Origin of the sequence: Pseudomonas sp. DC1.2 (assembly GCF_034351645.1) — a bacterium.
Taxonomy (GTDB): Bacteria; Pseudomonadota; Gammaproteobacteria; order Pseudomonadales; family Pseudomonadaceae; genus Aquipseudomonas.
Genome location: NZ_CP133782.1, coordinates 2,308,612 through 2,333,246, shown reverse-complemented (window position 1 = coordinate 2,333,246; position 24,635 = coordinate 2,308,612). Strand labels below are relative to the sequence as shown.

Below are 24,635 nucleotides of genomic sequence, written 5' to 3'. Positions count from 1 at the left end.
TCCTTTTGGAATAGTTGTAGAAAGGCAGGCAAAAATAAATCGGTGCTCAAACCCTGGCATCTGTGTGCCAAGTGTTTTTGTCCTCACTCAGCGCGGCGTTCGAACCTCAATGCCGGCGCTATCGAGTGCGTGACGCGTGGCTTGGACCAACGCCAGCGCCCCCGGCGTATCGCTGTGCAAACAGATGGAATCAAATTCGATCGTCAGTTCTGCGCCTTCTACCGTGCGCACCACACCTTCCTGACAGGCACGCAGCACCCGCGCGGCCACCTGAGCGGGATCGTAAGCACGGACATTGCGGGTGAAGACGATGGAGCCGCTCAGGTCGTACTCACGGTCGGCGTAGAACTCACGGATCACCGGTTGACCGAGTTCTTGGGCGACGCGCCAGATCACCGATTGCGGCATGCAATACAGGAGTAATTCAGGCTCCAGACGCTGGAGGTTTTCCACCAGTAACCGCGCCGCCTCCTCGTCCTGGGCCAAGTGCATGTAAAGCGCACCATGCGGCTTGAGGTGTTGCAGCGCCACGCCTTGAACTCGGGCGAGTTCACGCAGGGCACCTAATTGATAAAGGATGTCGTCAACCAGTTCTTGGGCCGACGCATTGATGTGCCGACGGCCAAATCCGACCAGATCGCGAAACCCAGGATGCGCGCCGACGGCCACACCCAAGCGCTTGGCCTGTTCAACGGTACGGCGCATGGTGCCAGGGTCCCCAGCATGAAAGCCGGTGGCGATGTTGGCCGAACTGATAAAGGTCATCAGTTCAAGATCTACGCCGTCACCGATGGTCCATGGGCCGAAGCCTTCGCCCATGTCCGAATTGAAATCTACTGCCTGCATAACGCTTGCTCCTGCCACTTGTGACTTCGTGCAGACCACGTTAGATTTCTGCCAACCCCTTGGGAAGATCTATTAACAGATAGAGCATCTTCTGAAAAACAGATACCTCATTGAACGGAGTGTCGATGTCACTGACCCTACGCCAGGTTCGCTATTTCGTCGCCACGGCCGAAATCGGGCAAATCTCACAAGCGGCGATCCATCTGAATATTTCCCAGTCAGCGGTCACCACCGCCATCAAGGAACTGGAAAGCATACTCGGCACGCTATTGTTCCAGCGCTCCGCGCAAGGCATGAGCCTGACGGACGCGGGGCGGCACTTTCTCAACCGCGCCTACGTGATTTTGCGCAGCGTAGATGACGCGCTAAACAGCCCGTTACCGGACATCCGCGCCAGTGGCCTGATCCGTTTGGCCGCCAGCTACACGGTGATCGGCTACTTCCTGCCGCACCATCTGCAACGGCTTGAGCATTGGCATCCAGACGTGGCCATCGAAGTTCACGAACAAGAACGGGCGTCCATCGAGCAAGGACTGCTCGAAGGCCGATTTGACATGGCCGTGGTGCTCACCGCCAACCTCACTCACCCGGACATCGTCTCGGAAATTCTTTTCAATTCCGAACGCCGGCTGTGGCTGCCCTGCCATCATCCCTTGTGCGAACGGTCAGCCGTCAGCCTCGCCGACGTGGCGCAAGAGCCCTACATTCTGTTGACCGTCGACGAAGCCGAACAAAGCGCCATGCGTTACTGGGAACACGCGCACCAACAGCCAAACGTGCGGGTACGCACCAGTTCAGTGGAGGCGGTGCGCAGCATGGTTGCCAATGGCAGTGGCGTGGCCATTCTCTCGGACTTGGTACACCGGCCTTGGTCGCTGGAAGGCAAGCGCATCGAAACCCTGACGGTCACCGACAAAGTGACCCCCATGAGCGTCGGCCTGGCCTGGCATCGCGACCGTGATTTCAGCCCGGCGATGCAAGCGTTCCGCACGTATTTCCACGATGCATTTCTGGCGCCGCAACAACTGTCCGCACGCCGCTGAGTCAGCTGACGGGTTGCACCGTCCGACACGTGGGGAATGTGCTACATCGCCAATACTGCTGGCCGATTTTGGCACCGCTTTTGAAGGTGCGAACCTCCAGCGCACTGCCGCAGCGCGGGCATTGGCGCGACGCCGATGGATCGCTACGCTGCTTGAGACGTTGCACATGCTCACGCTCAGTGGCCAACGTTGGAAGCCGGCGATCAGCTTGCAAGACGTGCAGCATGGCAATGACCTGCGCCTCGCTGAAAACTGCTTGCTGGAACGACTTGATGTAACGGAGAAAGCCAATCCCACGGGTGACATTGGCCGGCATCTCGGTCTTGAAGGTGCTGGCACCGACAAAAGCAATGACCGAGTGCAAAGACTCCGGCCCAATACCCAGTACCGCCTCCAGGGCCTTCACATGCTTGTAGTTCTGCCGTGTCGGGTTCTGGAATTTGAAACGCTTTTTGTACAGCTGTTGCGTCCACTGCGCCTGGTTTTCTGTGCCGAAAATCCAGCCGCGCATGTTCTTTGTCTCCAGCACAAAGATGCCAAAAGGCGAGAGAAACACATGATCGATCTGCGTAGTACCGTCGAGGGTGTCCAGCGTCACGTTATGCAAGCGAAGGTAGACCTGACGATCCAAATAATAGTGCGCCCACACCTTTACCCACTGTTCACCGAGCCAGCCCTTGACCCTGGGCATTTTTAACAACGCCACCAGCAGCAGCGACAGCAACATCAACGGTAATAGCCAGATCAGCTTGCTCAATAGCGGTAGCAGTGTATTGAGGAGGTACACGGTCAGTCCTTTGCGCAGAGGGCAGGTCTTGCTGTGCCATGGCACAAGCAGCGCTCACTCTAGACAGGTAAAGGGTTTTGCGCCAATGAACCGTCACATCACCCACCCGTGGAGCCAAGGCTTGGCCGAGGCTCGCACAACGGCCAGCCAGGGCGTTTCGCCCCAGACCAGCGCTCAGTGCCGCATGGCGCAGCGCACAGACCTTAAGTACGCTGAACCGGTCGCGAACAACTCGTTCATCAGGCGGGAAGATCGGCAATGCGCTCGCCAAGGTTCAGCTCAAAATCGCCCACCTGTCCAAATCCAGCGGCGTTCAGCCTCGTCAGCATCACGTGGGCTTCGGGCCAGGTTTCTACGCCTGCGAGCATATGGTTCGAGACCCAAAGATCCCCTTCCGAGGGAACACCGGCGCGCGCGTTCACCAGTTTTTTACTGACTTGCAGCGCGCGTTTTTCGAAGCTGCCAATGCGGTGAGCGAGCGCGTCGACAAACGCATCAAGCTCGGCGTCAGGAATAGCCCGGTTGATGAAGCCATATCGCTCTGCCGTCTGCGCATCGTAATCGTCTGCACTGGCAATGACTTCAAGTGCCCGCGAACGTCCCGACAAAGCGGCGAGCCACTCAACGCCACCACCGCCTGGTATTGAGGAGCCGGCGACTTCCACCAATGCGAACAACGCCCGCTCTCTGGAGGCAAAGCGCAGGTCACAGGCCAAGGCAAACTCGAAGCCTTGTGCCCGGGCGCGGCCACGGACCTTGGCCACACTGACCACAGACGATTGGGCGAGCCGAGTGACAAAACTCGGCCAACGATCAAACGACGCGGCACCGGGCTGATCCGGAACTTCGCGACGCTCAAGATCGTGGTGGTTGACGAAGTAGTCCTCATTCTCACTTTCGAAGACCACCACCTTGAGATCGGCGTCGCTTTCGATGTTGTCCATCAGTACGTTCAGCTCCGCGAACATTTCCAGGTCGAAAAGATTCAACGGAGGATTGTTGATCACGATGCGCCAGTAGGATTTTGATTCACGGATGACAGTCAGACGATTGATAGCGGTCATGAGTTGTACTCGGTTTAGGCGATCCCTCGTAGAAGGTCGCTGGGTTACGCAAAATAAGCGCCTTGGCGTCGGTAACCATTGGAGACATGGGCACCGAACGCGTTGTGGGCACCATGGTAATCCGTTGGCCAACGCTGATTAAGGCAGGTAACGTGCATAACAGCAGTGACGAAATGGTCATCAATTGAAGGAGTGATTGTGGAGACATTAAGCGGCCTGGAAATCTTCGTTGAAACCGCACAGACCCAAAGCTTTATCGCCACTGGCCGAAAAATGGGCATTTCGGCTTCTGCTGTGAGCAAGAGTATTTCCAGGCTCGAAGAAAGAGTGGGCGTGAGACTTTTTCAACGCAGCACGCGCACGGTTCGTCTTACCTCAGAGGGCGAAGTGTTTTTGGAAAGGTGTAAACGCATTCTCAGTGAGATCCAGGCCGCCGAGGACGACCTGTCGGCCATGACCGCGTTTCCCCGCGGACGGCTGAGGGTTGGCTTGGCGCTCGCTGCCGGACTGCCCCTGCCGGTCATCTCCGACTTTATGGAACGCTATCCGGAAATCGAACTGGACCTCGACTTCACAGACCGCTTGGTCGACGTGATCGATGAAGGGTTTGATGTGGTCATTCGCGGAAGTGATCTCAGCGATTCACGCTTGATGTCGCGACCACTCGGACCCTACCGCTCGTGCCTTGTGGCGGCCCCGGCCTATCTGCAAAAGCGTGGCGTTCCGGCTAAACCCGCTGATCTCTTTAACCATTCCTGCCTGCATTATCGATGGCAAAACTCAGGAAAGTTGTATCAATGGCCGTTTAAAAAATCGCCCTTTAAGGAGCCCGGCGCATCCCTTCCCATCGCGATGATCTGTAGCAACTTGGAGGCCTTGCTTTACTTGGCTCAGTCTGGCCGGGGAATAGCGTGCGTCCCTGACTTTACCGTCAAGGACCAGTTGGCTGACGGTCGCCTGCAGCGGGTGCTCGACCCGCACATGGCGGGTGGTAACAGCTTTCACATTGTCTGGCCCAGCAGCCGGCAAATGACGCCCAAGGTCCGCGTTTTCGTAGACTTTGTTGTGGCGCATTTCGCTAACGGACTGGTGGGCAAAGTCAGTTGACCCGACGAAACCGGGTGTTTTTTCACCCGGATTGCAGCGATTGGTTCAGTGATCATCAGCAGATTTTTATGATGGCTACGCCCACCCCTCAAGTCGCAACGTAGCCCGGACCAACCGTTGTTCCTCGTTTTCAATTTCCTTGAGGTTTTCGCAGATGCTCGCGATGTGCGCGAGGGCAGCTTTGCGTGCTTGCTCTGGCAGGCGGCCGGTGACGGCGTTGTAGAGTCGGGCGTGTTGGCGATCGATCTGGCGCTTTTGCGGTTCACGGTGATAGAGGTTGTTGACCGAGGCAAAAACCGAGTTGAGCAGCAAATCCGTCAACGAGCGCAAGGTCTGCACCAATACCGGGTTGTGCGAGGCCTCGCAGATCGCCAGGTGAAACGCATGATCGAGTCGCGCGTGAGCCGAGGCATCCAGCTGACGGCTGTGAGCATCGCGTAAGGCCTCGTAGCTGCGGGTGATCAGGACGAAGTCGGCGTCGGTTCCGCGTAAGGCTGCCAAGCGCGCGGACTCGCCCTCCAGCAGGCTGCGGACTTCGAACAAATCATAGAGCGTGCGTGGCTGCGAGCTGAACAGGTGCATGAGCGGTGACATCGCCCCCTGCCCCGAAAGATCGGCCACGAAGGAGCCTTTGCCCTGCTGCGTGTTGATAATCCCGCGTGCGCGCAACAGTTTCAGGCCTTCGCGCAGGGCCGTGCGCGAGACGCCAAGTTTTTCGGTCAGGCGTCGTTCTGAGGGCAATAACTGCCCAGTCTTGAGCACACCGTCCACGATCAGGCGCTCTATGCGCTCGCAGACCACGTCGGCGACTTGCAAATGACGGCCCTCGTCTATGCTGCTCATCTCACCTCCACTGGTATGACCAGCTTCAAAGCCGAAGTCATGTCGATTCAAATACAACGACAAGCCACTGTTTTTATAGTTATTTTCTTAATCAACAAGAAAACCACGGATGAAGAACTGGTTCGACCAGCCTAACAACTCGTGGACAGTAGAACGCCTCGGTCCAATGATGCAAGCGAGCAGTACCCGGAAATAGACCTCTAATAACAACAAACGAGTGTCGTCCACCGCCTATGAACATTCTCTACGATGAACGTGTTGACGGTGCCCTGCCTGACGTCGACAAAAACGCGCTGCTACAGGCCCTGCGTACACAGTGGCCAGCGCTGGAAGTCCTGCATCAGCGGGAAGAACTCAAACCCTACGAATGCGACGGCCTCTCCGCCTACCGCACTACGCCGATGCTGGTGCTACTGCCGCGTCACATGGACGAGGTTCAGGGCGTGTTACGCCTCTGCCATGAGCGCCAGGTGCCCGTGGTCGCTCGTGGCGCCGGCACTGGCTTATCCGGGGGGGCATTGCCGCTGGAAAAAGGCGTGCTGCTGGTGATGGCACGCTTCAACAATATTTTGCACATCGATCCCGCTGCCCGCACCGCCAGGGTCCAGCCAGGCGTGCGTAACCTGGCGATCTCCCAGGCTGCCGCACCATTTGGCCTGTACTACGCGCCCGACCCTTCCTCACAAATCGCCTGTTCCATCGGGGGCAATGTCGCCGAAAACGCGGGTGGCGTGCATTGCCTCAAGTACGGCCTGACCGTACACAACCTGCTCCAGGTGGAGATCCTGACCGTGGATGGCGAACACCTGACACTGGGCTCCCAGGCGCTGGACTCGCCCGGCTTCGATTTGCTGGCCTTGTTCACCGGCTCCGAAGGCATGCTCGGGGTCATCACTGAGGTCACGGTCAAGCTGCTGCCTAAACCGCAGACCGCCAAGGTGTTGCTGGCCGCGTTCGATTCAGTCGAAAAGGCCGGGCGAGCCGTCGGCGATATCATTGCCGCCGGCATCATCCCCGGAGGCCTGGAAATGATGGACAACCTGGCCATCCGCGCCGCCGAAGACTTTATCCACGCGGGCTATCCGGTGGATGCACACGCCATTCTGCTGTGCGAGCTCGATGGCGTCGAAGCCGATGTCCACGATGACTGCGACCGCGTCCGGCACGTGCTGGAACAGGCAGGCGCCACCGAAGTGCGCCAGGCCAGGGACGAAGCCGAACGTGTGCGCTTCTGGGCCGGGCGCAAAAATGCGTTTCCAGCGGTAGGTCGCCTGTCACCGGACTATTACTGCATGGACGGAACAATCCCGCGCCGCGCACTGCCGGAGGTGCTGCGCGCTATCGCGGCGCTGTCCGCCGAGTACAACCTGCGAGTGGCCAACGTGTTCCATGCCGGCGACGGCAATATGCACCCATTGATTTTGTTCGACGCCAATCAACCGGGCGAACTTGATCGTGCCGAAGCCCTGGGCGGCAAGATTCTGGAACTGTGCGTGAAAGTCGGCGGCAGCATTACCGGCGAGCATGGCGTGGGTCGAGAGAAGATCAACCAGATGTGCGCGCAGTTCAACAGCGACGAGCTGACCGTGTTCCATGCCGTCAAAGCGGCGTTTGACCCCAGTGGTTTGCTCAATCCGGGCAAGAACATCCCCACCCTGCACCGCTGCGCCGAATTTGGCGCGATGCATGTGCATATGGGCCAACTGCCCTTCCCTGAGCTGGAGCGATTCTGATGTCCAATGCACACGATCTCGACAACAGCGGTGCGTTGCTGGAACAGGTCAACCAGGCACTGCAAAACGCCACAGCACTGCGCATCCAGGGCTCTAACAGCAAAGGATTTCTGGGGCGCACGGTCGCCGGTGAAGTCCTCGACACACGTTCACACCGTGGCATTGTCAGCTACGACCCGACCGAACTGGTAGTCACGGTACGCTGTGGCACCCCGCTGGCAGAGCTGTTTGAGGTGCTGGACGCATCACAGCAGATGCTGCCTTGTGAACCACCCTCCTTCGGCGAGGACGCGACGGTGGGCGGTATGATCGCCAGCGGGCTGTCCGGACCTCGCCGCCCCTGGTCAGGATCAGTGCGCGATTACGTCCTCGGAACGCGGGTCATCACCGGTCAGGGCAAGCATTTGCGCTTCGGCGGCGAGGTCATGAAGAACGTCGCCGGCTACGACCTGTCGCGCTTGATGGCCGGCAGTTACGGCGCGCTTGGGGTCATCACCGAAGTGTCGCTCAAAGTCCTGCCCAAACCGCGGCAATGCTTGAGTATCAGCCTCGACATGGACCGTGATCGTGCGTTGCTGCGCCTCGCCGAGTGGGGCCAGCAACCGCTGCCGATCAGCGCCGCGTGCCACGACAGCCAACGCCTGCACCTGCGGCTCGAAGGCGGCGAAGGCTCGGTTGCCGCGGCCCATGAGCGCTTGGGCGGGGAGCTTCTCGACGCATCCTACTGGGCGGACCTTAACGAACACCGCTTGAGTTTTTTCGATGAAGACCTGCCCCTCTGGCGCCTGTCCTTACCGAACAACACACCCGTGTTATCACTGCCGGGCAAGCAACTCATCGATTGGGGTGGCGCCCAGCGCTGGCTCAAATCCGATGCCGACGCGGCGTTCATACGCAGTGTGGTCAATGAGGTCGGCGGCCATGTGACCTGCTACAGCCACGGCCTGCTCGACAGCCCGTTCCAACCGTTACCTGACGCGCTGATGCGCTATCACCGGAATTTGAAGCACCAACTCGATCCACGGGGCCTTTTCAACCCCGGTCGCCTGTACGCGGAGCTTTGACCCATGCAGACCACCTTGAGCGAACAGGCCCGTCTATTGCCCCGCGCCGAAGAAGCCGAAAGCATCCTGCGCAGTTGCGTTCACTGCGGTTTCTGTAATGCCACGTGTCCCACCTATCAATTGCTGGGGGACGAACTGGATGGGCCGCGGGGGCGCATCTATTTGATCAAGCAAGTGCTGGAAGGCAATGAGGTGACGCGAAAAACCCAGGAACACCTGGACCGCTGTCTGTCGTGCCGCAACTGCGAAACCACCTGCCCGTCCGGTGTCGACTACCACAACCTGCTGGACATTGGTCGGGCGGTGGTCGATGCGGCAGTGCCGCGACCACTCGCTCAGCGCTTGCTGCGTGAGGGTTTGCGCCGCGTCGTGCCCAATCCAGGATTATTCAAAGGGCTGGTCAGCACCGGCCAGGTCTTCCGTGCGCTGCTGCCCAGCCCCCTGCAATCCAAACTGCCACGCAACACCGAACCGGCGAAAACACGCCCCGTCACCCGTCATTCGCGCCATGTGCTGATGCTCGAAGGCTGCGTGCAGCCCAGTCTGTCGCCCAATACCAATGCAGCAGCCGCACGCGTTCTGGATCGACTGGGGATCAGCGTCACACCGAGCCGCGAGGCCGGTTGTTGTGGCGCCGTGGATTATCACCTGGACGCCCAGGCCCAAGGCCTTGATCGGGCCCGACGCAACATTGATGCATGGTGGCCGAGTATAGAAAACGGTGCCGAGGCCATTGTGCAAACCGCCAGCGGCTGCGGGGCCTTCATCAAAGACTATGGCCACCTGCTGCGCAGCGACCCGCTCTATGCCGACAAGGCCAGAAAAGTCAGCGCACTGGCCAAAGACCTAATTGAGGTGCTGCGCGAAGAGCCGCTGGAAACACTCGGTGTCCACAGCGACCAGCGCCTGGCTTTTCACTGCCCATGCACCTTGCAGCACGCGCAAAAACTCGGGGGAACCGTTGAAGCGGTGTTGACCCGCTTGGGGTTCAACCTCACCGCTGTTCCCGACGCCCACCTGTGCTGCGGCTCGGCAGGCACGTATTCACTGACTCAACCCGCACTGTCCCGGCAACTGCGCGACAACAAGCTCACTGCACTGCAAAGCGGTCATCCTGACGTCATTGTCACCGCTAACATCGGCTGTCAATCGCACCTCGACGGCGCAGGCCACACGCCGGTCAAGCACTGGATCGAACTGGTCGAAGCCGCCCTGCCCTCACTGAACACTGGAGAATCACCATGAAAAGCAAAGCCGTCTTGAGTCAACTCGAAGTCAGCCAAATCCTCACAGCTGCACGCACCGAAGCCCAGAGTCATCAATGGGCGGTGACCATCGTGATCGTCGATGACGGCGGTCACCCGCTGGCCCTCGAACGTCTTGACGGTTGCGCGCCAATTGGCGCCTACATTGCGACCGAAAAAGCGCGCACCTCAGCCCTGGGGCGACGCGAATCAAAAGGCTATGAAGAGATGGTCAACGGCGGGCGTTACGCCTTTTTATCAGCGCCCTTGCTAACCTCGCTTGAAGGCGGCGTACCGATTATCGTCGACGGCCAAGTGATCGGCGCGGTCGGTGTGTCCGGAGTCAAGGCCGAACAGGATGCACAAGTCGCCAAGGCCGGCGTGAACAGCCTGGGCTAAATCGCAATCGTCTGTACAGCGCACTGGACAAAGTCTCGGGGAAGGAGAAAGACTGGCGACTTACCTACCTGTGGCAAGGACTGGCAGACGATGCATCGCACAACATCACGGTTGGTTTTGAGGCCGCCGGCCGCCGACGACTTGGCACGCCTGTTTGCGATCTATAGCGATCCGGCGACGAACCAGTTCAACCCTGCAGGGCCCCTGTCTGATGTTCAGCAGGCGGCCGCGCTGTTGGACGGTTGGCTCCATCACTGGAAAAACACCGGTTACGGACAATGGGCCATTGCAACAAGCGAATCGCCCGCTGACGTGATCGGGTTCGGCGGTATTGCGTCGTATCGTTATAACGACGTCGAACGACTGAACCTGGGTTATCGGTTTGACGTGGCGGCGTGGGGAAAAGGCTACGCGACGGAGTTAGGTAGAGCATCGCTTGAATTGGGCCTGGATGAGTTGGGCCTGGAGGGTATTTGGGCGCTGGTGAGGCCGACCCACTTAGCGTCTATTCACGTATTGGAAAAAATCGGCATGCAACGTGTCGACGTGCTTGATGACGTGCCAGGGCAAACGCCCAGCCTGGTCTACAACACACGGCGGCGCCGAGTCACTCCACGATGATCGGCACATCAAGCCGCCCACCCACCGAGGATGACACCATGAATACCCATCAGAAGCTGCGGACCTTTGACCTGATCCGCGAAGCCGTACTGCCGGAATTTCGCGAGCGAGTAGACGACTACCTGCGCCTCTACGAAGAGGTGCTGCACAACGAGAATACCCCTGCGGCGGATCAACACGCCTTGGCGCATCAACTCAAGGGCTACTTGTGGGGGTTGAACACCACTCGGGTACTGGGCATGGCCGATTGGGAAGAGTTGGACCGCAGGGTTGCCGAGTCGTGGTTGTAATCGCCGGACAGCTACGCGTTGGCCGCACACCGTCAGCCGTCCAGCACTTGGCTCAACTGGCGACAACCACCTGATTGCGCCCACCGGCCTTGGCTCGGTACAGCGCTTTATCGGCATTGTTCATCAGACTGTGCAGGTCTTTGTCACCGATCTCCATGAACGCTAGGCCCAGGCTGGCGGTAATCCCGTGACCCGGCTCAGTCATCAGTCCGGCGATAGACCGCATCAGTTGTTCGGCAATGTTGAGGGCCACCTCAATGGACGTGTCCGGAAGCAGCACGGCAAACTCCTCGCCGCCCAACCTGCCGTAGACGTCAGTTGCGCGAAAGGACTGACTGATGACCCTCCCGGTCTGCCGCAGCACCTGATCCCCGACCTGATGACCGTAGGTGTCGTTGATACGTTTGAAGTGATCCATGTCAAGCATCACTGCGCACAGCGGTAAACCGTTGCGTTTACAGTCACTGTACAACTGCTGGGCATGCTCAAAAAAAGCCCGGCGATTGTTCAGGCCAGTGAGTTCATCGGTCTGCGCGGCACGTGTGGAAATACTGTGCGCCCGCTCAATTTCACGGGTTAAGCGAAAGGCGGCCTCCAGTGCATCGGAGAGGTTGCGTGTTGCGCTGACCACAAAGGAAGCAAAGACCAAAACTGCCAGCGCCATACCGACCTGCATCGATGACGACTGGAACACCAGCCAGAGCGTACATGGCAATAACACCAGCGCTATCGACACCAACGTCATGTATCGATAGGCCGAGTAGCACGACACCGCGCTGACCGACATGCCCACGGTAAACAGCATCACCAGCGCTTGGGATAAAAGATCGTTGGCGGGCATGACCGCCAACGCCCCGCCGCCCCAGATGCCAGCGGACAACACCAGCGTGCGCCAATATTGGCCCTCCCAGCGTTGCGGCGTGCGCTCACTTTCAGGGCTACGAAAATAGCGAATGAACATCCAGGCGCGCAACAGCGTCGACGCCCCCAGGACGGCTAACCACCCCTCAATGACACTGTGGTCGAAACGATCCCAGCACAGCCAGCACAGCATCAGGGCGCCCAAGAGACTGCCCAGAACGGCGAACGCTGACTGACGGAACAATTGATGAAGTCGATCAGCCCGCACCTGCTCCGTGATGAGGGCGTCTTGGTCTTTCTTGAGTTCTAGCCAATCCATTCGCTTCGCCTGGTCGTGATGCCGTACCCAATGCCATAGCGGCACACCGCCACCCTGACATTAACCTGTTACACACTGATGCACCGTCTCAGAACGCCAGCGTGAGGAGTCTTGGCCCAACGGAATAGCGCGCAGTGTAGTCCAGGTGGAAATTAACAGGTATCGCGCTTCCCCAGATGCGCCATAAGGATTGGCTTCAAGGAGGTGATGCTGGTGCGGCTGGTTGCGTATTGGTACTGTCAACGACCTGATCGCATTGCCTGCTCCGGTTGAGCAACCGGCCTCTTTGGAAACCGTCCATGCGCCCGCTCCAGATACTTGAACCGCGTTCCCGTTTACGTTGCCAACGCCTGCCTTCAGGGAGCTGGTTGCAATCTATCCTGTGGCTCAGCCTTGTCGCACCCGGCATCGCCAATGCCGAGCCCAGGCCCGAGACCATGGTCTATCTGCGCACGATTGATCCAAGTATCGAGCAAGACATTCGGTATGCCAGCGCTCACAACTTCACCGGGCACCCGCTCGAAGGCTACGAAGCACCCGAGTGCCTGTTATCGCTGGAGGCTGCCAGTGCCCTGGCCAGGGTCCAAACCGCACTGCGCTCGCAAGGTTACGGTTTGAAGGTGTTCGACTGCTATCGGCCCAGCCGTGCAGTCGCCGATATGGGGCGCTTCGCGACACAACCGGGTGACCCACGCAAAGCCGAGTTCTATCCACGCCTGAACAAGCAGGATTTCTGGCGTCTGGGTTATGTGGCACGGGTCTCTGACCACTCACGAGGCAGTACGCTGGACCTGACTCTGACCGGTCCCGATGCGCTGCCCCCTGACACCTGGAGCCCGACAGCGAAGCAAGTCGATTGTGCGGCACCCTACGGAGAGCGGTGGCATGACGGCGCCGTCGACATGGGAACCGGCTTCGATTGCCTGGATGAACAGGCGCATACCCAAAGCCCGGCAATCACTAAAACCGCCCGTGACAATCGCCAGCGGCTGAACAGCGCTATGGCAAAAGAGGGCTTTTCCGGTTACTCGAAAGAATGGTGGCATTTCACCTACACCGGGGGGGCGGCGCTGAAGAATGTTATGGACTTTGCCATTACTCCGCTGAAATCAAACGCCACGGCCCCGACGCCTGATTGACGGGAACGGGTCAAGGAGCGAATTACCATGAGTCGATGCTTTAAAGCCTGGACGCTGCTATTGCTGGTTTTTCCATTCGCCGTGCAGGCGCAAGCGATCGACCACAGCAACCAGTTGATCGTGGTTACCACAAAAAACTGGACTGACGTCCAGGGCACCGCGCAGCGCTATGAGCGACAGGGAACAATCTTCCAAAAAACTGGCTCGCCGTTCGCAATTGTGGTTGGCAGAAACGGTTTGGCCTGGGGCAAGGGGCTCAATGTCGTCAGTCAACGCGCAGGCCCGATCAAACATGAAGGCGATGGAAAAGCCCCTGCCGGGCTGTTCAAACTCGGCACGGCGTTTGGCTACGACAGCACGTCCGACACCCGACTGCCCTATCTGCCGCTGACCGCCGCCATCGAGTGCGTGGATGACAGCCACTCCACGCACTACAACCGCCTGCTCGACGGCTCGACGATCATCAAGGACTGGAGCAGTTCAGAGCGCATGCGCCGTGACGATGGCCTGTATCGACAAGGCATTGTCATCGAACACAATATGCCGGCCGCTGCGGGTTCGGGCTCGTGCATTTTTTTCCACATCTGGCGAGGCCCCGCCTCCCCGACCCAAGGCTGTACCGCCATGCCTCCCGACGATATCGCGCAGTTGTTGCACTGGCTAGACCCCCGCCAGTCGCCCTTGCTGGTGCAACTGCCCGAGACAGATTATGAGCAATTGCGCCACCAGTGGCACCTGCCCGAACGCTGATAGCGGCGGCTCCAGACCGCCTCAGTCATGCCGCACGCCTGCCCGTTTGAGCATGTGTTTACAGCGCTCGGACAGGTGATACACCCGCAGGTGTTTACCCGCTTTTTCATAGCGTTCGCGCAACGTTTTCAGGGCCGCGATGGCCGAGTAGTCAACGAAACTCAGGTGACGACAGTCGAGGGTCACCAAGGTCGGATCATTAGCGGGATCGAACTGGTTGAGAAACGGTGTGGTCGAGGCAAAAAACAGCGTCCCATGCAGGCGATAGAGTTTGCTGCCGTCCGCTTCCAAGTGGCTATCGGCGTACAGTTCCCGCGCTTGTTGCCAGGCAAAATTGAGCGCGGCAATGATAATCCCGCAAAGGACCGCGGTGGCCAGGTCTGTGAACACCGTGATGGTGGTCACGGCAATGATCACCAGCACATCGTTCAACGGGACTTTGTTGAGCACCCTCAACGAGGCCCAGGCGAAGGTCTGCTGCGACACCACAAACATCACCCCCACCAGTGCCGCCAGCGGAATACGCTCGATCAGCGGCGACAAAAACAACACGAACAGCAGGACCATCACCCCAGCGACCACACCCGATAATCGACCGCGACCACCGGAACTGAGATTAATCACGGTCTGACCGATCATCGCGCACCCACCCATGCCGCCGAACACACCGGACACTACGTTCGCCGCCCCCAAGGCCACGCATTCGCGATCCGGGTAGCCACGACTTTCGGTGATTTCGTCGGTGAGGTTCAGCGTCAGCAAGGTCTCCAGCAGACCCACCAGCGCCATCAATATTGCGTAAGGCGCGATGAGGCGCAGGGTTTGCAGGTTCCACGGGATGTCTGGCCACATGAACTCCGGCAAACCACCGGCAATGTGTGCCATATCGCCCAGCGTGCGGGTCGGCAGATCAAGCAGATACACCGCCAGACCGACGCCCAGAATCGCCACTAACGCGGGCGGCACAGCGCGGGTCAGGCGCGGCAGCAGGTAAACGATGGCCATGGTCACCGCGACCAACCCGGCCATGACATACATTGCCAGACCGCTGAGCCAGGCGTCGCCGCTCTTGAAGTGCTCCAACTGGGCCAGGGCAATGATAATCGCCAAGCCGTTGACGAAACCGAGCATCACCGGGTGCGGCACCATGCGCACCAGCTTGCCCAGCCGCAACAGACCGAACGCCATCATGATCAAGCCGCCCAGCAATACAGTGGCGAGTAAATACTGCACGCCGTGCTGCACCACCAGCGCGACAATCACTACCGCCATCGATCCCGCCGCCCCGGACACCATCCCCGGCCGGCCGCCGAACAGCGCGGTCAGCGTACAAATGATGAACGCGCCGTACAGCCCCATCAGCGGATTGAGATGAGCCACCAGCGCAAAAGCAATGCATTCGGGCAGCAGGGCAAAAGAAGTGGTGAGTCCGGCCAGGACATCGGCGCGCAGGCGTTTTGGTTTCATGGCTTACCTGAAATGCGGGCCAATGGCGCCGACCGCACAGACGTGAAAAAAAGAGGAGGCCAATGTTACGGAATTGAGCGAGCGAGGGCCAGTGATGGGAGGTTTGACGACAGCGCACATCGAGCGCTCGATCACCTTGATATGCCTCAGCGGGCACACGTCCCAAGACTCTCGCTACAATGCCCAGCCAATTACCCCGCAGCGATGAGCATCAAATTGCACAACCCAATGCCCGCCCTCACGGCTCGAGAAATCTGCCAGTGCCTAAGAGACGCCGCTCTTGAAGTGCGCTCATTACGGCGCCGAGATGAACCGTGCGATCACCACCACGTGCAGATCGACATAGAAGGCTGGCACCTGACCCTCGTCTTCGATGGTCACCGCCTGCACCATTGCCAGCATTGCAGGAGCCCGGACGGTCGCGAAGGCACCCTCGACGCTTGGCGCTTCGGAACCGACCCGGTCAGTTTGCTGAGCACCTGGGAGTTGGCGCAGCTTGAGCGGCTATTGCGCTAACGCGAACAACCTTGCTTCAAATCTTAGTAACCGAGCGACAACCCGGTGTTGCGACGCGGATCATTTGCCCCATAGAAGCGATTCTTGCCCACCGGCTTGCCATCCAGCGACGGCGCACCGACCAGAATCGCGGCGACATGATTGGCATCTTGCGGACCGGCAAATTTATGCCCCCAGCTTTCGAGCAGCTTCACCGTGTCGGGGCTGGTGGTGAAGGTCTCCAGATGGGTTTCTTCCGGTAACCACTGCTGGTGAAAACGCGGCGCATCCACGGCTTCCTGAATGTTCATGCCGTAGTCGATCACGTTGAGGATGGTCAGCAAGGTCGCGGTGATGATGCGGCTGCCACCGGGGGTGCCGACTACCATCACCACTTTGCCGTCCTTGGTAACGATGGTCGGGCTCATGGACGACAGCGGTGCTTTGCCGGGAGCGATGGCGTTGGCTTCGCCTTGCACCAGACCGTACATGTTTGGCACGCCGATTTTCGAGGTGAAATCGTCCATTTCGTCGTTAAGGATGACCCCGGTCTTGCTGGCCATCACGCCCGCGCCGAACCAATCGTTGAGGGTGTAAGTCATCGACACTGCGTTGCCCCATTTGTCGACGATGGAGAAGTGCGTGGTATTACTGCCCTCATGTGGCGCAACGCCAGGTTTGATCTCGCGCGACACACCAGCCTTTTGCGGTGCAATGGCGGCGCGCAGTGTGGCGGCATAGTTCTTGTCCAGCAGATGGGCAATCGGGTTCTTCACAAAGTCCGGGTCGCCGAGGTAGCTGTTGCGGTCCACATAGGCGTGGCGCATCGCTTCGATCTGGTAGTGCATGCCCTGCGCCGAGTGGTAGCCCAAGTCTTTCATCGGGTAGCCATCGAGGATGTTCATTATTTCGCAGATCACCACACCGCCAGAGCTTGGCGGTGGCGCCGAAACCACATGGTAACCACGGTAGTCGCACTCCACCGGGGCCAGTTCACGGGTTTTGTACTTGTCGAGGTCGGCCTGGGTGATGAGGCCTTTGTTGGCCTGACTGGAGGTGACGATGGCGTCGGCCACCCAGCCTTTGTAGAAACCGTCAGCCCCCTTCTCGGAAATTGCCCGCAGGGTTTTACTCAACTCTTTTTGCACCAGTTTTTGCCCGACCTGCATCGGTTCGCCATGGTTCAGGAAGATCGAACCGGTGTCTCGAATATCTTTCTTGAACACATCAGTCGCGGTGTGCAATAGGTCGATATCGCCCTGCTCCAGCACGAAACCCTCTTCAGCGAACTTGATCGCCGGGGCAATCACTTCGGCGCGCGGCTTGGTGCCGTACTTCTTCAGGGCCAACTCCATACCCGACACGGTGCCCGGCACGCCAACGGCCAGGTGACCACGGGTGCTCAGGTCTGGTATGACATTACCGGCCTTGTCCAGGTACATGTCCGCCGTGGCCGCCAGTGGCGCTTTTTCGCGGAAGTCGAGGAAGGTCTTGCGCCCGTCTGCCAGTTGAATGGTCATGAAACCACCGCCGCCCAAGTTGCCCGCTGCGGGATATACCACCGCCAGCGCATAGGCGACCGCGACGGCGGCGTCCACGGCGTTGCCGCCATTCTTCAGTTCATCCACGCCCACGTGCGTGGCCAAATGCTGGGCGGTGACCACCATGCCGTTTTCGGCGGCAACCGGGGCCACGGAGGCCGCGTAAGCACTGAGGCAACTGAGCGCCAAGGCGGTGGCCATGAGCGATTTGGCAAAAGGTTCGAACGTCATGATTCGGTCTCTTTTTTGTTTTCAGGCTCTGTAGCAAAACAGAGGCGTGCTTCAAGAGCACTAGCCAGTATGGCTGGAATTGCGCATTGCGCCTCCCGCGCGAGGCGGCACACTGGCCCCCTGTTCTAAGTGTTTAGGACCGAGATAAATACCAAAGGGTGAGCGAGATAAACCTGGGCTATGCCGGGATAGGCTGGCATAGATTGGGATGGTTTGTGAAATAGCGTTGCAGCCCGTGCAATAAGTGACGCCCCGCTTAGTCGTCAGCCAGCGGGGCAAACATATCAACCTGACGGCGCGCAATCTCATCCTTTCGGACGGCCTTGACGATCTTATAAATCCACTGGAGCGACACGGCATACTTACGCGCCAGGTCGCTGTGGTTAACGCCTGCTTTATAGGTGCCATTCATATCGACGGCTAGCCTTATTGATCGTTTGGACCGGATAGCCAAGTGCCATGCGTTGATTCCCTGAACCCTGAGTGTCACCCTGCGTTCTGCTACACAAGGACCTAGGAATCAAGGAATGACTGGCTACGTACCCAAACCGGCAATACCCAACCAATTACAAAACGATCGTAATCCTGGTGTCACGCCGGTCGATCTTCACGCCCAGCGCTGGGCCGAATACGAAAAGCACGGTAAAGAGCCCGCGCCGGCTCCAGAAAAAGTCGGCATCGCGTTACGTATTGGTGTGTTCTTCGACGGCACCGGCAACAATGCCAACAACACCGCTGCGGGCTTGCTTTGTGGTGCCCATCATCCCATTGCGCCAAAAGACATCAATGCCAGTTGCAAGCCGTTCATGAGTGATCCGGACAGCAGCTATGGCAACGACACCAGCAATGTGAAAAAGCTGAGTGATCTGTATAACGTGACTCAACAAGCAGAAGGCGAAGGCCCGCAAAAAAGCGCCTCACGCGTCGTCTATGTCGAGGGCATCGGCACCCAATCGGGTGAAAAAGACAGTGTCCTGGGTGCAGGCGCAGGACGCGGCGAGACAGGCGTTGCAGGGTGCGTCCAGTCTTCGTTCGCACTGATCAAGCAGCGCATCAATGAAGTGTTGGTCGACAACCCCGGCAGTGAAATCACTTCACTGACGTTCGACACCTTTGGCTTTAGCCGCGGCGCCGCAGCCGCTCGGCACTTTGCCAATGAAATCGTACGCAGCAAGCAAGGTCCTTTAGGGGATGTCCTGCGCGGCAATCCCAAAGCCTTCAGTTCGATCTTCAATGACCAATACAAAAGCGGAATCAACATGGGCTTTATAGGCCTATTCGATACCGTGCCATCGATTGCCGGCTGGTCCAATCTGGGGAACATAAAAAGTGCCGTCGCAACGGGCATAAAGCTCTACCTGGATCGAAGGTTTTTCAACGATGTCGTCCAACTGGTGGCGCGTGACGAATGCCGAGCCAACTTTGCACTCAGTCGAATCAAACCCGCCTTCCCGGAAATTACGCTACCAGGCGTCCACTCGGATATCGGCGGCGGCTACCTCGACGAGGCACAGGAATGTGTGTTGGTGAGTCCAATGCAAGCACTTGAGGTGCCGATAAATACCGATGTCGTCACCACCTCGATATACCGCGACGCCGCAAATGTAAAAAGCGAGTGGCTAGCCAAAGGCTGGCCCTCAGAGCTCTTGGAGATCGTCACCCCCACGGCATTCGAATTGCCGAGAGACCAGCAAGACAGGCTCAGCCCGGGGAAAAAGCGCGTATATGCAGCGTTGCAGCTCAAGCGTCCTGTGAGCGGCAAGCTTTCAAGGGTGTACCTACGAGTGATGCATCACTTGGCGAAGGAAAAGGGAGTTCGCTTTAACGATATCCTTGATTCGCCTGAACTGGCGGTTCCAGAAGAGCTTCAAGCGCTGTGTGACAGGTTCATCGCGAGCGACTACAGCACCACACCGCAAGAAGAACAACTGCTGAAACTGAAGTACATCCACACCTCCGCCAACTGGAACCATCCACTGGGTAGAAATGACGGCAGCGGTCTAAAGGCGGTTTACATCAATGCCCCCACACAGGATGCGATCCGCGTGCAACACCCTCATGTGCCTGACTGGACGCTTTGGTAATGAAACAACTCATCACGCTACTGGGCATTCTGCTCATTGCCGGCTGCCAGTCTGCCGACCCGCTTTCAGCAAAAAACGACCCCAAGTCCCAATGGTGGGAGCTTGATTTCACCGAACCCCACTACATGAAGGTATGGGTTGAGGACAGCGCCGTAGAAGACATCAACGGCAAACTGTTTCACCACACTGGTGGGGGCTCGGCCTCGGGCGGTGAACCCGAAGACGGCACAGAGTCAGCAAGAGGTTGGCGAGGCGTCGGCGGTTCCGGAAAAGCGGTGGTCGGCGCCGACCTTCCCAAACGTATTTTTGTGCGGTGGCAGTCCATCGTAGAGCCACAGACCTATAAAGTCTGGGTGGACATCCCCGAGCAAGCCAGACAACTTATGCACTCATCGATCATGCAGCGTTGCCCGGCAACCCCTGAACAAGAGGCCCGGTATATGGCCTCTATCTATCTGGGCCTGGCCCCTGGTGGCGTCGTACAGGTATGGGTCAGAGATTCATGCCACCGTCCCGTCAAAGTAGCTCGGGCCCAAGCAGAGATTGAGCCGCTGGGACCTAGCCAAGGAAAAAATGAAGGTCGTTATGGCTACCCCGTCAGTCAAAAGGCAAAGCGTTACATAGAAAAATACGGCATTCCATACGGGAGCTGGTAAACCTGCGGACCGCCATAACTCAGACTCCCCGACCTAAAAACACTCTTTAAACCCGATTAAAAGTCCTGGGCCACTCTCTGGCCCAGGCTGTGCGCATCACCTCCACGCAGCGCACAGCCATGAAACCACTGCACATCTTCAAACCCGGCACCCACACCGCGATGAGCGGAGTCAGCTTCGACTTTAGCGAGTCCGATCTGGCCGCCACGGTGCGGGCGTATGACCCGGCCCTGCACGAAGCCCCGATGGTCATTGGTCACCCGCAGCATGACGCCCCGGCCGCCGGTTGGGTCAAGTCGCTGGCGGCCACCGCCCAAGGCCTGATCGCCGAACCGCAGCAGGTCGACGCCGCGTTTGCGGAACAGGTGGCCAAGGGCAGTTACAAGAAGATTTCCGCCTCCTTCTATCACCCCGACGCCGCCAACAACCCGGTGCCCGGCGTGTATTACCTGCGCCATGTCGGTTTTGTCGGCGCTCAACCGCCGGCCGTGAAAGGCCTGCGCCCCATCGAGCTGGCCGATGGCGAGGAAGGCGTCGTCGAGTTCGGCGACTACGGCCATGAACTCAACTCCGACATGTGGCGCCGCTTTCGCGAGTGGCTTATCGGCAAGTTCGACAAAGACACCGCCGATCAAGTGGCCCCGTCGTGGGCCATCGACATCCATTCAAGGCTGGTTTACCGAGAAACTTGGCATCCAATCGCCAAGCCGGGTTTTCATCGGATACGGCGCGAACATCACCGAAGGCGCTGCCATCGGGATCAGTTCACAGGCGGGGCTTGTGCGGCAGGCCGCGCTCGGAATGGCCGCGCAGAGCGGCGTTGACATGGCGCAGCCCAATCCAATGGACGTTTCCAGGGCGGGAATGATGGCCTCCGTCGGGGGCAACCGCTTGGGCGGCGGCCCCGGCGCCGGGGATGAAATGAATTTTCATTTTTCGCCTCAGATCAATGTTCCCGGCGGCGCCGGCATGGATCAGATAAACCAAGGCTTGCAGGCGAGCTACGCCGAGTGGATGCGGATGATGGAGCGCTTCTTACATGACAAGCGCCGCCGCAGCTATGGCCCTTCAGATGAGGTAACTGCGTGATGTTTGCCATCCTTGGGGACATTGAATTCAACGTAGCCGGCGGTATCAGCGGCATGGAGCAGAGTGGCTCAGCCGATTGGGCCGAGCATGCGCGCATTCAGGGCAAGCCGTTGCTGGAGTGGATTGGCGAAGGGCTTGATGAATGCAACCTGACCATCGAACTGCACCCGGTCCTTGGCGACCCCGAAGAGCGGCTGAGGGCGTTGCGCCTGGCCAAGAGCAAACACGAGCCGCTGGCCTTTGTGATGGGCAGCGGCGAGTACCTGGGAGCCTATGTCATTGGCAGTCTCAGCAACGCGATACGCCGCTCAACCGCCGTAGGGCAGATCAAAGCGGCGACTGTTCAGCTCAACTTGAAGGAATACACCGGAGCCTTTACCCGTAAGGCCGCCCGCGCTGGTCTGCTTGACCCGGCGTTGAGCGGAACGTCGGCAGCCGCTGCCGGTTCGCCCGGCCTTATCTCCAAGTTGATACCTGCGCCGAGTACGACACAAATGGTGCTGGGGCACGCCAAGACCAGGTGCCTGCGTGTGACGTGATCCTCACCGCACATGCCCACGTCTATATAAATGAAGAGGTACGCGCCAAGGCAATACACGGCGCGCTCGGCTACCACCCTTCGTTATTGCCAAGGCACCGGGGCCGGGACGCGGTGCATTGGGCTATTCATATGCGGGAGCCGGTAACCGGCGGTTCGGTCTACTGGCTGGATGACGGCGCCGACACGGGGCCGGTGCTGGCCCAGGCATGGTGTCACGTCCGCCCGGACGACACGCCGCAATCACTCTGGCGCAGAGAACTTGCCCCAATGGGGCTCAAGCTGTTCTCCCAGGCATTGGTCAAACTGGATGCCGGCATCGACTGTAAGGGCCATGCCCAAGACCCGACACTTGCAACGTGGGAACCGGGGGTGTCCACCAAGTTGTTAGCCGGCTGAAACGACGAAGGCCCCGCACGGGGCCTTCTTTATGTAATTCTTTTGCACTATGTGAAACTAGATCAACCTGCATTTATCGCGCAAAACGAACTGAAATTTCGCGCCGCGCATCATCTAAGCCTTTTAGCCGTCAGCCTGCATGACCTTCACCACCCCTGCCCTCCCCAGCCGTTGAACTGAAGCAGGTCGCTAACGGTTCAAGACGGGTGACCATCAAGGCGTGGGCGCGGCGAATGACCTGCTTTGACTGCCCCTGAATGCTCGACCACAGTGCATTCAGGTCGCCGCAAAAATGTTTTTCATCGACGCGTACTGCAACAGCATGATGGTCTTGGCGTCGCAGATTTCACCGCGATAAAACGCCTCAAGCGCGTCGTCGAAGGCCCACTCCATGACGTCCAGTTCTTCAGTCTCTTCCTCCAGTCCGCCACCATCACTGACTTTCGACGCGGCGTCGTACTCGGCTATGAAAAAGTACAGTTTTTCGGTCACCGAACCGGGGCTCATGTACGCCTCGAACACCTTCTGCACGTGGTGAACGCGATAGCCGGTTTCTTCCTCGGCTTCGGCGCGGATGCGCTCTTGCGGTGCCGCGCCTTCGAGCAGCCCGGCCGCCACTTCGATCAGCAACCCGTCATGCCCGTTGACGAACACCGGCAAGCGGAATTGACGCGTCAGCACCACAGTTCTCTTCTCGCGATTGAACAGCAGAATCGCTGCGCCATTGCCACGGTCGTAAACCTCGCGGGTCTGACGCTGCCATTCACCGTTGTTACGCAGGTAGTCGAAGGTGATTTTTTTGAGCAGATACCAATCGTGGGACAACACCTGAGACTCGATGATGTTGATCCGTTCGGCAGTGTTGGACATGACAAGCCATTCCTTTTTTCCGTTGTAGGGCCATGGTAGGCGAAAACGAAAAAGCCCGGCATCTCTGCCGGGCTTGTTTTTTACTGCGGGTTGGCGACTTCAGGAGTCGCTGCGCGGTGTTCGTTGGAAGACAGCGAGGCTGCGTTGATCAACGGTCCATAACGACGACTGAACTCCCACGTGTAGGGAACACGGTCCTTGTTGACGCCGTTGTCCCAATTCACCGACCACGTCATCAGCCCTTTGATGGACAAACCTTTGGCGTCCAGACGCTTAAAGGCATTCAGCACGGCCTGCGGGTTGATCACATACCCCGTGGCTGCCGCATCAACGTTAGCGGGTAAACCGATAACGAACTTGTCTGCCGGGATTTTGGTGAAGCCACGAGTACCACTCACCAAACTTTCGGTCAGGTAAAACAGAAAGTCCTCCTTCATCGCGTCGTTGTTCTGCGCGATCCAGGCACCGTTGCCATTATTGACTTCCTGCACCCAGACCCCGTCGCCGCCCTGGTTGTAATACTGCGCAGCAATGAAGTCGTAATAGCCTTCCAACGCCTGGATGTAAACGACGTATTTGCCCGCGGAGGTCAAGTAAGGAAATTCCGGGGCCATGCTGATGATGAAGTGTTTCCCTTCGCCGGCGTAATGGTCTTTGACCAGCTTCAGCGCCGCAGGCAGGACGCTCTTGTTGTCGGCGAAATCAATCGCACTCTGCTCAAGATCGATGTCCAGACCATCGAAGCCGTAGGTTTCCACCAAACGAATGATTTCGTTGGCCAGTGGCTGTTCGTTGCCTTTGTGCAACTCGATATGCGCATCGGCGCCCCCCAGGGAAATCAGCACTGCCCTGCCCTGACTGTTCAGCACGCCCACTTGACGGCGGAATTCGGCGTCGGACAGGTTGTAGGGCTTGAAGGTCGGGATGCCGTTGCCTTTCATGAAGGCCACGGCCACCACGTTGTATTCCTTGGGCACATCGGCCAGGTTCATGTTGGCGAATTGGCCACGCTGATAACCGTCACTCGGACCCGCCGGCCAGTTGTGCCAAAAACCCATGAGGATTTTTTTTCCGGCAAGGCTAGGCATTAACGATGCCGCATCGCTTGCTGGAGATTTCAATAACGTAAAGTCGAACGTTGTCATGTTCTATTCC

Annotated in this window: 27 protein-coding genes; 17 read left to right on the top strand and 10 right to left on the bottom strand. The window is 58.6% G+C overall.

Going from position 1 to position 24,635, the window contains the following annotated elements:
• Positions 1-87: 87 nt before the first annotated feature.
• Positions 88-846: a 5-oxoprolinase subunit PxpA gene (locus RHM68_RS10645; RefSeq protein WP_322222697.1), complete on the bottom strand. Its 759-nt coding sequence runs from the start codon at positions 844-846 to the stop codon at positions 88-90.
• A gap of 125 nt (positions 847-971) precedes the next feature.
• Here RHM68_RS10645 and RHM68_RS10640 point away from each other — a divergent pair, with 125 nt between their 5' ends.
• Positions 972-1,889, top strand: coding sequence for a LysR family transcriptional regulator (locus RHM68_RS10640; protein WP_322222695.1), 918 nt, complete (start codon positions 972-974; stop codon positions 1,887-1,889).
• Position 1,890: 1 nt separating this feature from the next.
• Here the strand turns inward: RHM68_RS10640 and RHM68_RS10635 are convergent, their stop codons facing one another.
• Together RHM68_RS10635 and RHM68_RS10630 are read right to left on the bottom strand one after the other, a co-directional pair.
• Complete coding sequence (locus tag RHM68_RS10635; protein WP_322223758.1) at positions 1,891-2,616, bottom strand: nuclease-related domain-containing protein; 726 nt, start codon at positions 2,614-2,616, stop codon at positions 1,891-1,893.
• Between the two features lie 299 nt (positions 2,617-2,915).
• Entirely contained in the window at positions 2,916-3,740 is an 825-nt protein-coding gene (locus RHM68_RS10630) for an enoyl-CoA hydratase/isomerase family protein (protein WP_322222693.1), read from the bottom strand.
• A gap of 198 nt (positions 3,741-3,938) precedes the next feature.
• On the opposite strand from RHM68_RS10630, the gene RHM68_RS10625 reads away from it, so the two are divergent.
• Positions 3,939-4,847, top strand: coding sequence for a LysR family transcriptional regulator (locus RHM68_RS10625; protein WP_322222691.1), 909 nt, complete (start codon positions 3,939-3,941; stop codon positions 4,845-4,847).
• 75 nt (positions 4,848-4,922) lie between these two features.
• Here the strand turns inward: RHM68_RS10625 and glcC are convergent, their stop codons facing one another.
• The gene (glcC, locus tag RHM68_RS10620; protein WP_322222689.1) at positions 4,923-5,690 is read right to left on the bottom strand and encodes a transcriptional regulator GlcC; all 768 of its coding nucleotides are present in this window, start codon (positions 5,688-5,690) and stop codon (positions 4,923-4,925) included.
• A gap of 233 nt (positions 5,691-5,923) precedes the next feature.
• On the opposite strand from glcC, the gene glcD reads away from it, so the two are divergent.
• The 6 genes from glcD (at position 5,924) to RHM68_RS10590 (ending at position 11,041) form a co-directional block, all read left to right on the top strand.
• Positions 5,924-7,423, top strand: coding sequence for a glycolate oxidase subunit GlcD (gene glcD, locus RHM68_RS10615; RefSeq protein WP_322222687.1), 1,500 nt, complete (start codon positions 5,924-5,926; stop codon positions 7,421-7,423).
• Positions 7,423-8,487 carry a glycolate oxidase subunit GlcE gene (gene glcE, locus RHM68_RS10610; RefSeq protein WP_322222685.1) on the top strand — a complete coding sequence of 355 codons (1,065 nt, stop codon included), beginning with the start codon at positions 7,423-7,425 and terminating at the stop codon, positions 8,485-8,487. Before glcD ends, glcE begins: the two co-directional genes overlap by 1 nt.
• Before the next feature lie 3 nt (positions 8,488-8,490).
• A complete protein-coding gene (gene glcF / locus RHM68_RS10605) occupies positions 8,491-9,732 on the top strand; it encodes a glycolate oxidase subunit GlcF (RefSeq protein WP_322222683.1) in 1,242 nt (413 codons plus the stop codon).
• Positions 9,729-10,130, top strand: a complete 402-nt coding sequence (locus RHM68_RS10600) for a heme-binding protein (protein WP_322222681.1) — start codon at positions 9,729-9,731, stop codon at positions 10,128-10,130. The genes glcF and RHM68_RS10600 overlap by 4 nt, the downstream gene beginning before the upstream one ends.
• Positions 10,131-10,220: 90 nt before the next feature.
• Complete coding sequence (locus RHM68_RS10595; RefSeq protein WP_322222679.1) at positions 10,221-10,751, top strand: GNAT family N-acetyltransferase; 531 nt, start codon at positions 10,221-10,223, stop codon at positions 10,749-10,751.
• A gap of 38 nt (positions 10,752-10,789) precedes the next feature.
• Positions 10,790-11,041 (top strand): hypothetical protein, encoded by a 252-nt coding sequence (locus RHM68_RS10590; protein WP_322222677.1) that lies wholly within the window; start codon positions 10,790-10,792, stop codon positions 11,039-11,041.
• A 52-nt stretch (positions 11,042-11,093) separates the two neighbouring features.
• Here RHM68_RS10590 and RHM68_RS10585 read toward each other — a convergent pair whose 3' ends face one another.
• Entirely contained in the window at positions 11,094-12,221 is a 1,128-nt protein-coding gene (locus RHM68_RS10585) for a diguanylate cyclase (RefSeq protein WP_322222675.1), read from the bottom strand.
• A gap of 368 nt (positions 12,222-12,589) precedes the next feature.
• Between RHM68_RS10585 and RHM68_RS10580 the strand changes: the two genes are divergently transcribed.
• Positions 12,590-13,360, top strand: coding sequence for a M15 family metallopeptidase (locus RHM68_RS10580; protein WP_322222673.1), 771 nt, complete (start codon positions 12,590-12,592; stop codon positions 13,358-13,360).
• Positions 13,361-13,387: 27 nt separating this feature from the next.
• Entirely contained in the window at positions 13,388-14,110 is a 723-nt protein-coding gene (locus RHM68_RS10575; protein WP_322222671.1) for a L,D-transpeptidase family protein, read from the top strand.
• 21 nt (positions 14,111-14,131) lie between these two features.
• On the opposite strand, the gene RHM68_RS10570 is transcribed toward RHM68_RS10575, so the two are convergent.
• Positions 14,132-15,577: a SulP family inorganic anion transporter gene (locus RHM68_RS10570; RefSeq protein WP_322222669.1), complete on the bottom strand. Its 1,446-nt coding sequence runs from the start codon at positions 15,575-15,577 to the stop codon at positions 14,132-14,134.
• 228 nt (positions 15,578-15,805) lie between these two features.
• Here RHM68_RS10570 and RHM68_RS10565 point away from each other — a divergent pair, with 228 nt between their 5' ends.
• Positions 15,806-16,093, top strand: coding sequence for a hypothetical protein (locus tag RHM68_RS10565; protein WP_322222667.1), 288 nt, complete (start codon positions 15,806-15,808; stop codon positions 16,091-16,093).
• 23 nt (positions 16,094-16,116) lie between these two features.
• Here RHM68_RS10565 and ggt read toward each other — a convergent pair whose 3' ends face one another.
• On the bottom strand, positions 16,117-17,844 hold the full coding sequence (gene ggt / locus RHM68_RS10560; protein WP_322222666.1) for a gamma-glutamyltransferase: 1,728 nt from the start codon (positions 17,842-17,844) through the stop codon (positions 16,117-16,119).
• Between the two features lie 256 nt (positions 17,845-18,100).
• Positions 18,101-18,256, bottom strand: a complete 156-nt coding sequence (locus RHM68_RS10555) for a Mor transcription activator family protein (protein WP_322222664.1) — start codon at positions 18,254-18,256, stop codon at positions 18,101-18,103.
• A gap of 115 nt (positions 18,257-18,371) precedes the next feature.
• Here RHM68_RS10555 and RHM68_RS10550 point away from each other — a divergent pair, with 115 nt between their 5' ends.
• From RHM68_RS10550 to RHM68_RS10525, 6 genes are all read left to right on the top strand, one after another.
• A complete protein-coding gene (locus RHM68_RS10550) occupies positions 18,372-19,928 on the top strand; it encodes a DUF2235 domain-containing protein (protein WP_322222662.1) in 1,557 nt (518 codons plus the stop codon).
• Complete coding sequence (locus RHM68_RS10545) at positions 19,928-20,584, top strand: DUF2931 family protein (RefSeq protein ID WP_322222660.1); 657 nt, start codon at positions 19,928-19,930, stop codon at positions 20,582-20,584. The genes RHM68_RS10550 and RHM68_RS10545 overlap by 1 nt, the downstream gene beginning before the upstream one ends.
• A 119-nt stretch (positions 20,585-20,703) precedes the next feature.
• Positions 20,704-21,408, top strand: a complete 705-nt coding sequence (locus RHM68_RS10540) for a phage protease (RefSeq protein WP_322222658.1) — start codon at positions 20,704-20,706, stop codon at positions 21,406-21,408.
• Position 21,409: 1 nt separating this feature from the next.
• Positions 21,410-21,673, top strand: coding sequence for a hypothetical protein (locus RHM68_RS10535; RefSeq protein WP_322222655.1), 264 nt, complete (start codon positions 21,410-21,412; stop codon positions 21,671-21,673).
• On the top strand, positions 21,673-22,212 hold the full coding sequence (locus RHM68_RS10530; protein WP_322222653.1) for a phage tail protein: 540 nt from the start codon (positions 21,673-21,675) through the stop codon (positions 22,210-22,212). The genes RHM68_RS10535 and RHM68_RS10530 overlap by 1 nt, the downstream gene beginning before the upstream one ends.
• Complete coding sequence (locus RHM68_RS10525; protein WP_322222651.1) at positions 22,194-22,610, top strand: formyltransferase family protein; 417 nt, start codon at positions 22,194-22,196, stop codon at positions 22,608-22,610. Before RHM68_RS10530 ends, RHM68_RS10525 begins: the two co-directional genes overlap by 19 nt.
• 276 nt (positions 22,611-22,886) lie before the next feature.
• Here the strand turns inward: RHM68_RS10525 and RHM68_RS10520 are convergent, their stop codons facing one another.
• Entirely contained in the window at positions 22,887-23,480 is a 594-nt protein-coding gene (locus RHM68_RS10520) for an NUDIX domain-containing protein (protein ID WP_322222649.1), read from the bottom strand.
• An 80-nt stretch (positions 23,481-23,560) separates the two neighbouring features.
• Positions 23,561-24,625, bottom strand: a complete 1,065-nt coding sequence (locus tag RHM68_RS10515) for a chitinase (RefSeq protein ID WP_322222647.1) — start codon at positions 24,623-24,625, stop codon at positions 23,561-23,563.
• Positions 24,626-24,635 lie beyond the last annotated feature (10 nt).

What these genes read in the sequence shown, in the direction of transcription:
- RHM68_RS10645 (WP_322222697.1), bottom strand. Translation starts at nt 846, where the DNA reads ATGCAGGCAGTAGATTTCAATTCGGACATGGGCGAAGGCTTCGGCCCA.
- RHM68_RS10640 (WP_322222695.1), top strand. Translation starts at nt 972, where the DNA reads ATGTCACTGACCCTACGCCAGGTTCGCTATTTCGTCGCCACGGCCGAA.
- RHM68_RS10635 (WP_322223758.1), bottom strand. Translation starts at nt 2,616, where the DNA reads ATGTTGCTGTCGCTGCTGCTGGTGGCGTTGTTAAAAATGCCCAGGGTC.
- RHM68_RS10630 (WP_322222693.1), bottom strand. Translation starts at nt 3,740, where the DNA reads ATGACCGCTATCAATCGTCTGACTGTCATCCGTGAATCAAAATCCTAC.
- glcC (WP_322222689.1), bottom strand. Translation starts at nt 5,690, where the DNA reads ATGAGCAGCATAGACGAGGGCCGTCATTTGCAAGTCGCCGACGTGGTC.
- glcD (WP_322222687.1), top strand. Translation starts at nt 5,924, where the DNA reads ATGAACATTCTCTACGATGAACGTGTTGACGGTGCCCTGCCTGACGTC.
- glcE (WP_322222685.1), top strand. Translation starts at nt 7,423, where the DNA reads ATGTCCAATGCACACGATCTCGACAACAGCGGTGCGTTGCTGGAACAG.
- glcF (WP_322222683.1), top strand. Translation starts at nt 8,491, where the DNA reads ATGCAGACCACCTTGAGCGAACAGGCCCGTCTATTGCCCCGCGCCGAA.
- RHM68_RS10600 (WP_322222681.1), top strand. Translation starts at nt 9,729, where the DNA reads ATGAAAAGCAAAGCCGTCTTGAGTCAACTCGAAGTCAGCCAAATCCTC.
- RHM68_RS10595 (WP_322222679.1), top strand. Translation starts at nt 10,221, where the DNA reads ATGCATCGCACAACATCACGGTTGGTTTTGAGGCCGCCGGCCGCCGAC.
- RHM68_RS10590 (WP_322222677.1), top strand. Translation starts at nt 10,790, where the DNA reads ATGAATACCCATCAGAAGCTGCGGACCTTTGACCTGATCCGCGAAGCC.
- RHM68_RS10585 (WP_322222675.1), bottom strand. Translation starts at nt 12,221, where the DNA reads ATGGATTGGCTAGAACTCAAGAAAGACCAAGACGCCCTCATCACGGAG.
- RHM68_RS10575 (WP_322222671.1), top strand. Translation starts at nt 13,388, where the DNA reads ATGAGTCGATGCTTTAAAGCCTGGACGCTGCTATTGCTGGTTTTTCCA.
- RHM68_RS10570 (WP_322222669.1), bottom strand. Translation starts at nt 15,577, where the DNA reads ATGAAACCAAAACGCCTGCGCGCCGATGTCCTGGCCGGACTCACCACT.
- RHM68_RS10565 (WP_322222667.1), top strand. Translation starts at nt 15,806, where the DNA reads ATGCCCGCCCTCACGGCTCGAGAAATCTGCCAGTGCCTAAGAGACGCC.
- ggt (WP_322222666.1), bottom strand. Translation starts at nt 17,844, where the DNA reads ATGACGTTCGAACCTTTTGCCAAATCGCTCATGGCCACCGCCTTGGCG.
- RHM68_RS10555 (WP_322222664.1), bottom strand. Translation starts at nt 18,256, where the DNA reads ATGAATGGCACCTATAAAGCAGGCGTTAACCACAGCGACCTGGCGCGT.
- RHM68_RS10550 (WP_322222662.1), top strand. Translation starts at nt 18,372, where the DNA reads ATGACTGGCTACGTACCCAAACCGGCAATACCCAACCAATTACAAAAC.
- RHM68_RS10545 (WP_322222660.1), top strand. Translation starts at nt 19,928, where the DNA reads ATGAAACAACTCATCACGCTACTGGGCATTCTGCTCATTGCCGGCTGC.
- RHM68_RS10540 (WP_322222658.1), top strand. Translation starts at nt 20,704, where the DNA reads ATGAAACCACTGCACATCTTCAAACCCGGCACCCACACCGCGATGAGC.
- RHM68_RS10535 (WP_322222655.1), top strand. Translation starts at nt 21,410, where the DNA reads ATGGCGCAGCCCAATCCAATGGACGTTTCCAGGGCGGGAATGATGGCC.
- RHM68_RS10530 (WP_322222653.1), top strand. Translation starts at nt 21,673, where the DNA reads ATGTTTGCCATCCTTGGGGACATTGAATTCAACGTAGCCGGCGGTATC.
- RHM68_RS10520 (WP_322222649.1), bottom strand. Translation starts at nt 23,480, where the DNA reads ATGTCCAACACTGCCGAACGGATCAACATCATCGAGTCTCAGGTGTTG.
- RHM68_RS10515 (WP_322222647.1), bottom strand. Translation starts at nt 24,625, where the DNA reads ATGACAACGTTCGACTTTACGTTATTGAAATCTCCAGCAAGCGATGCG.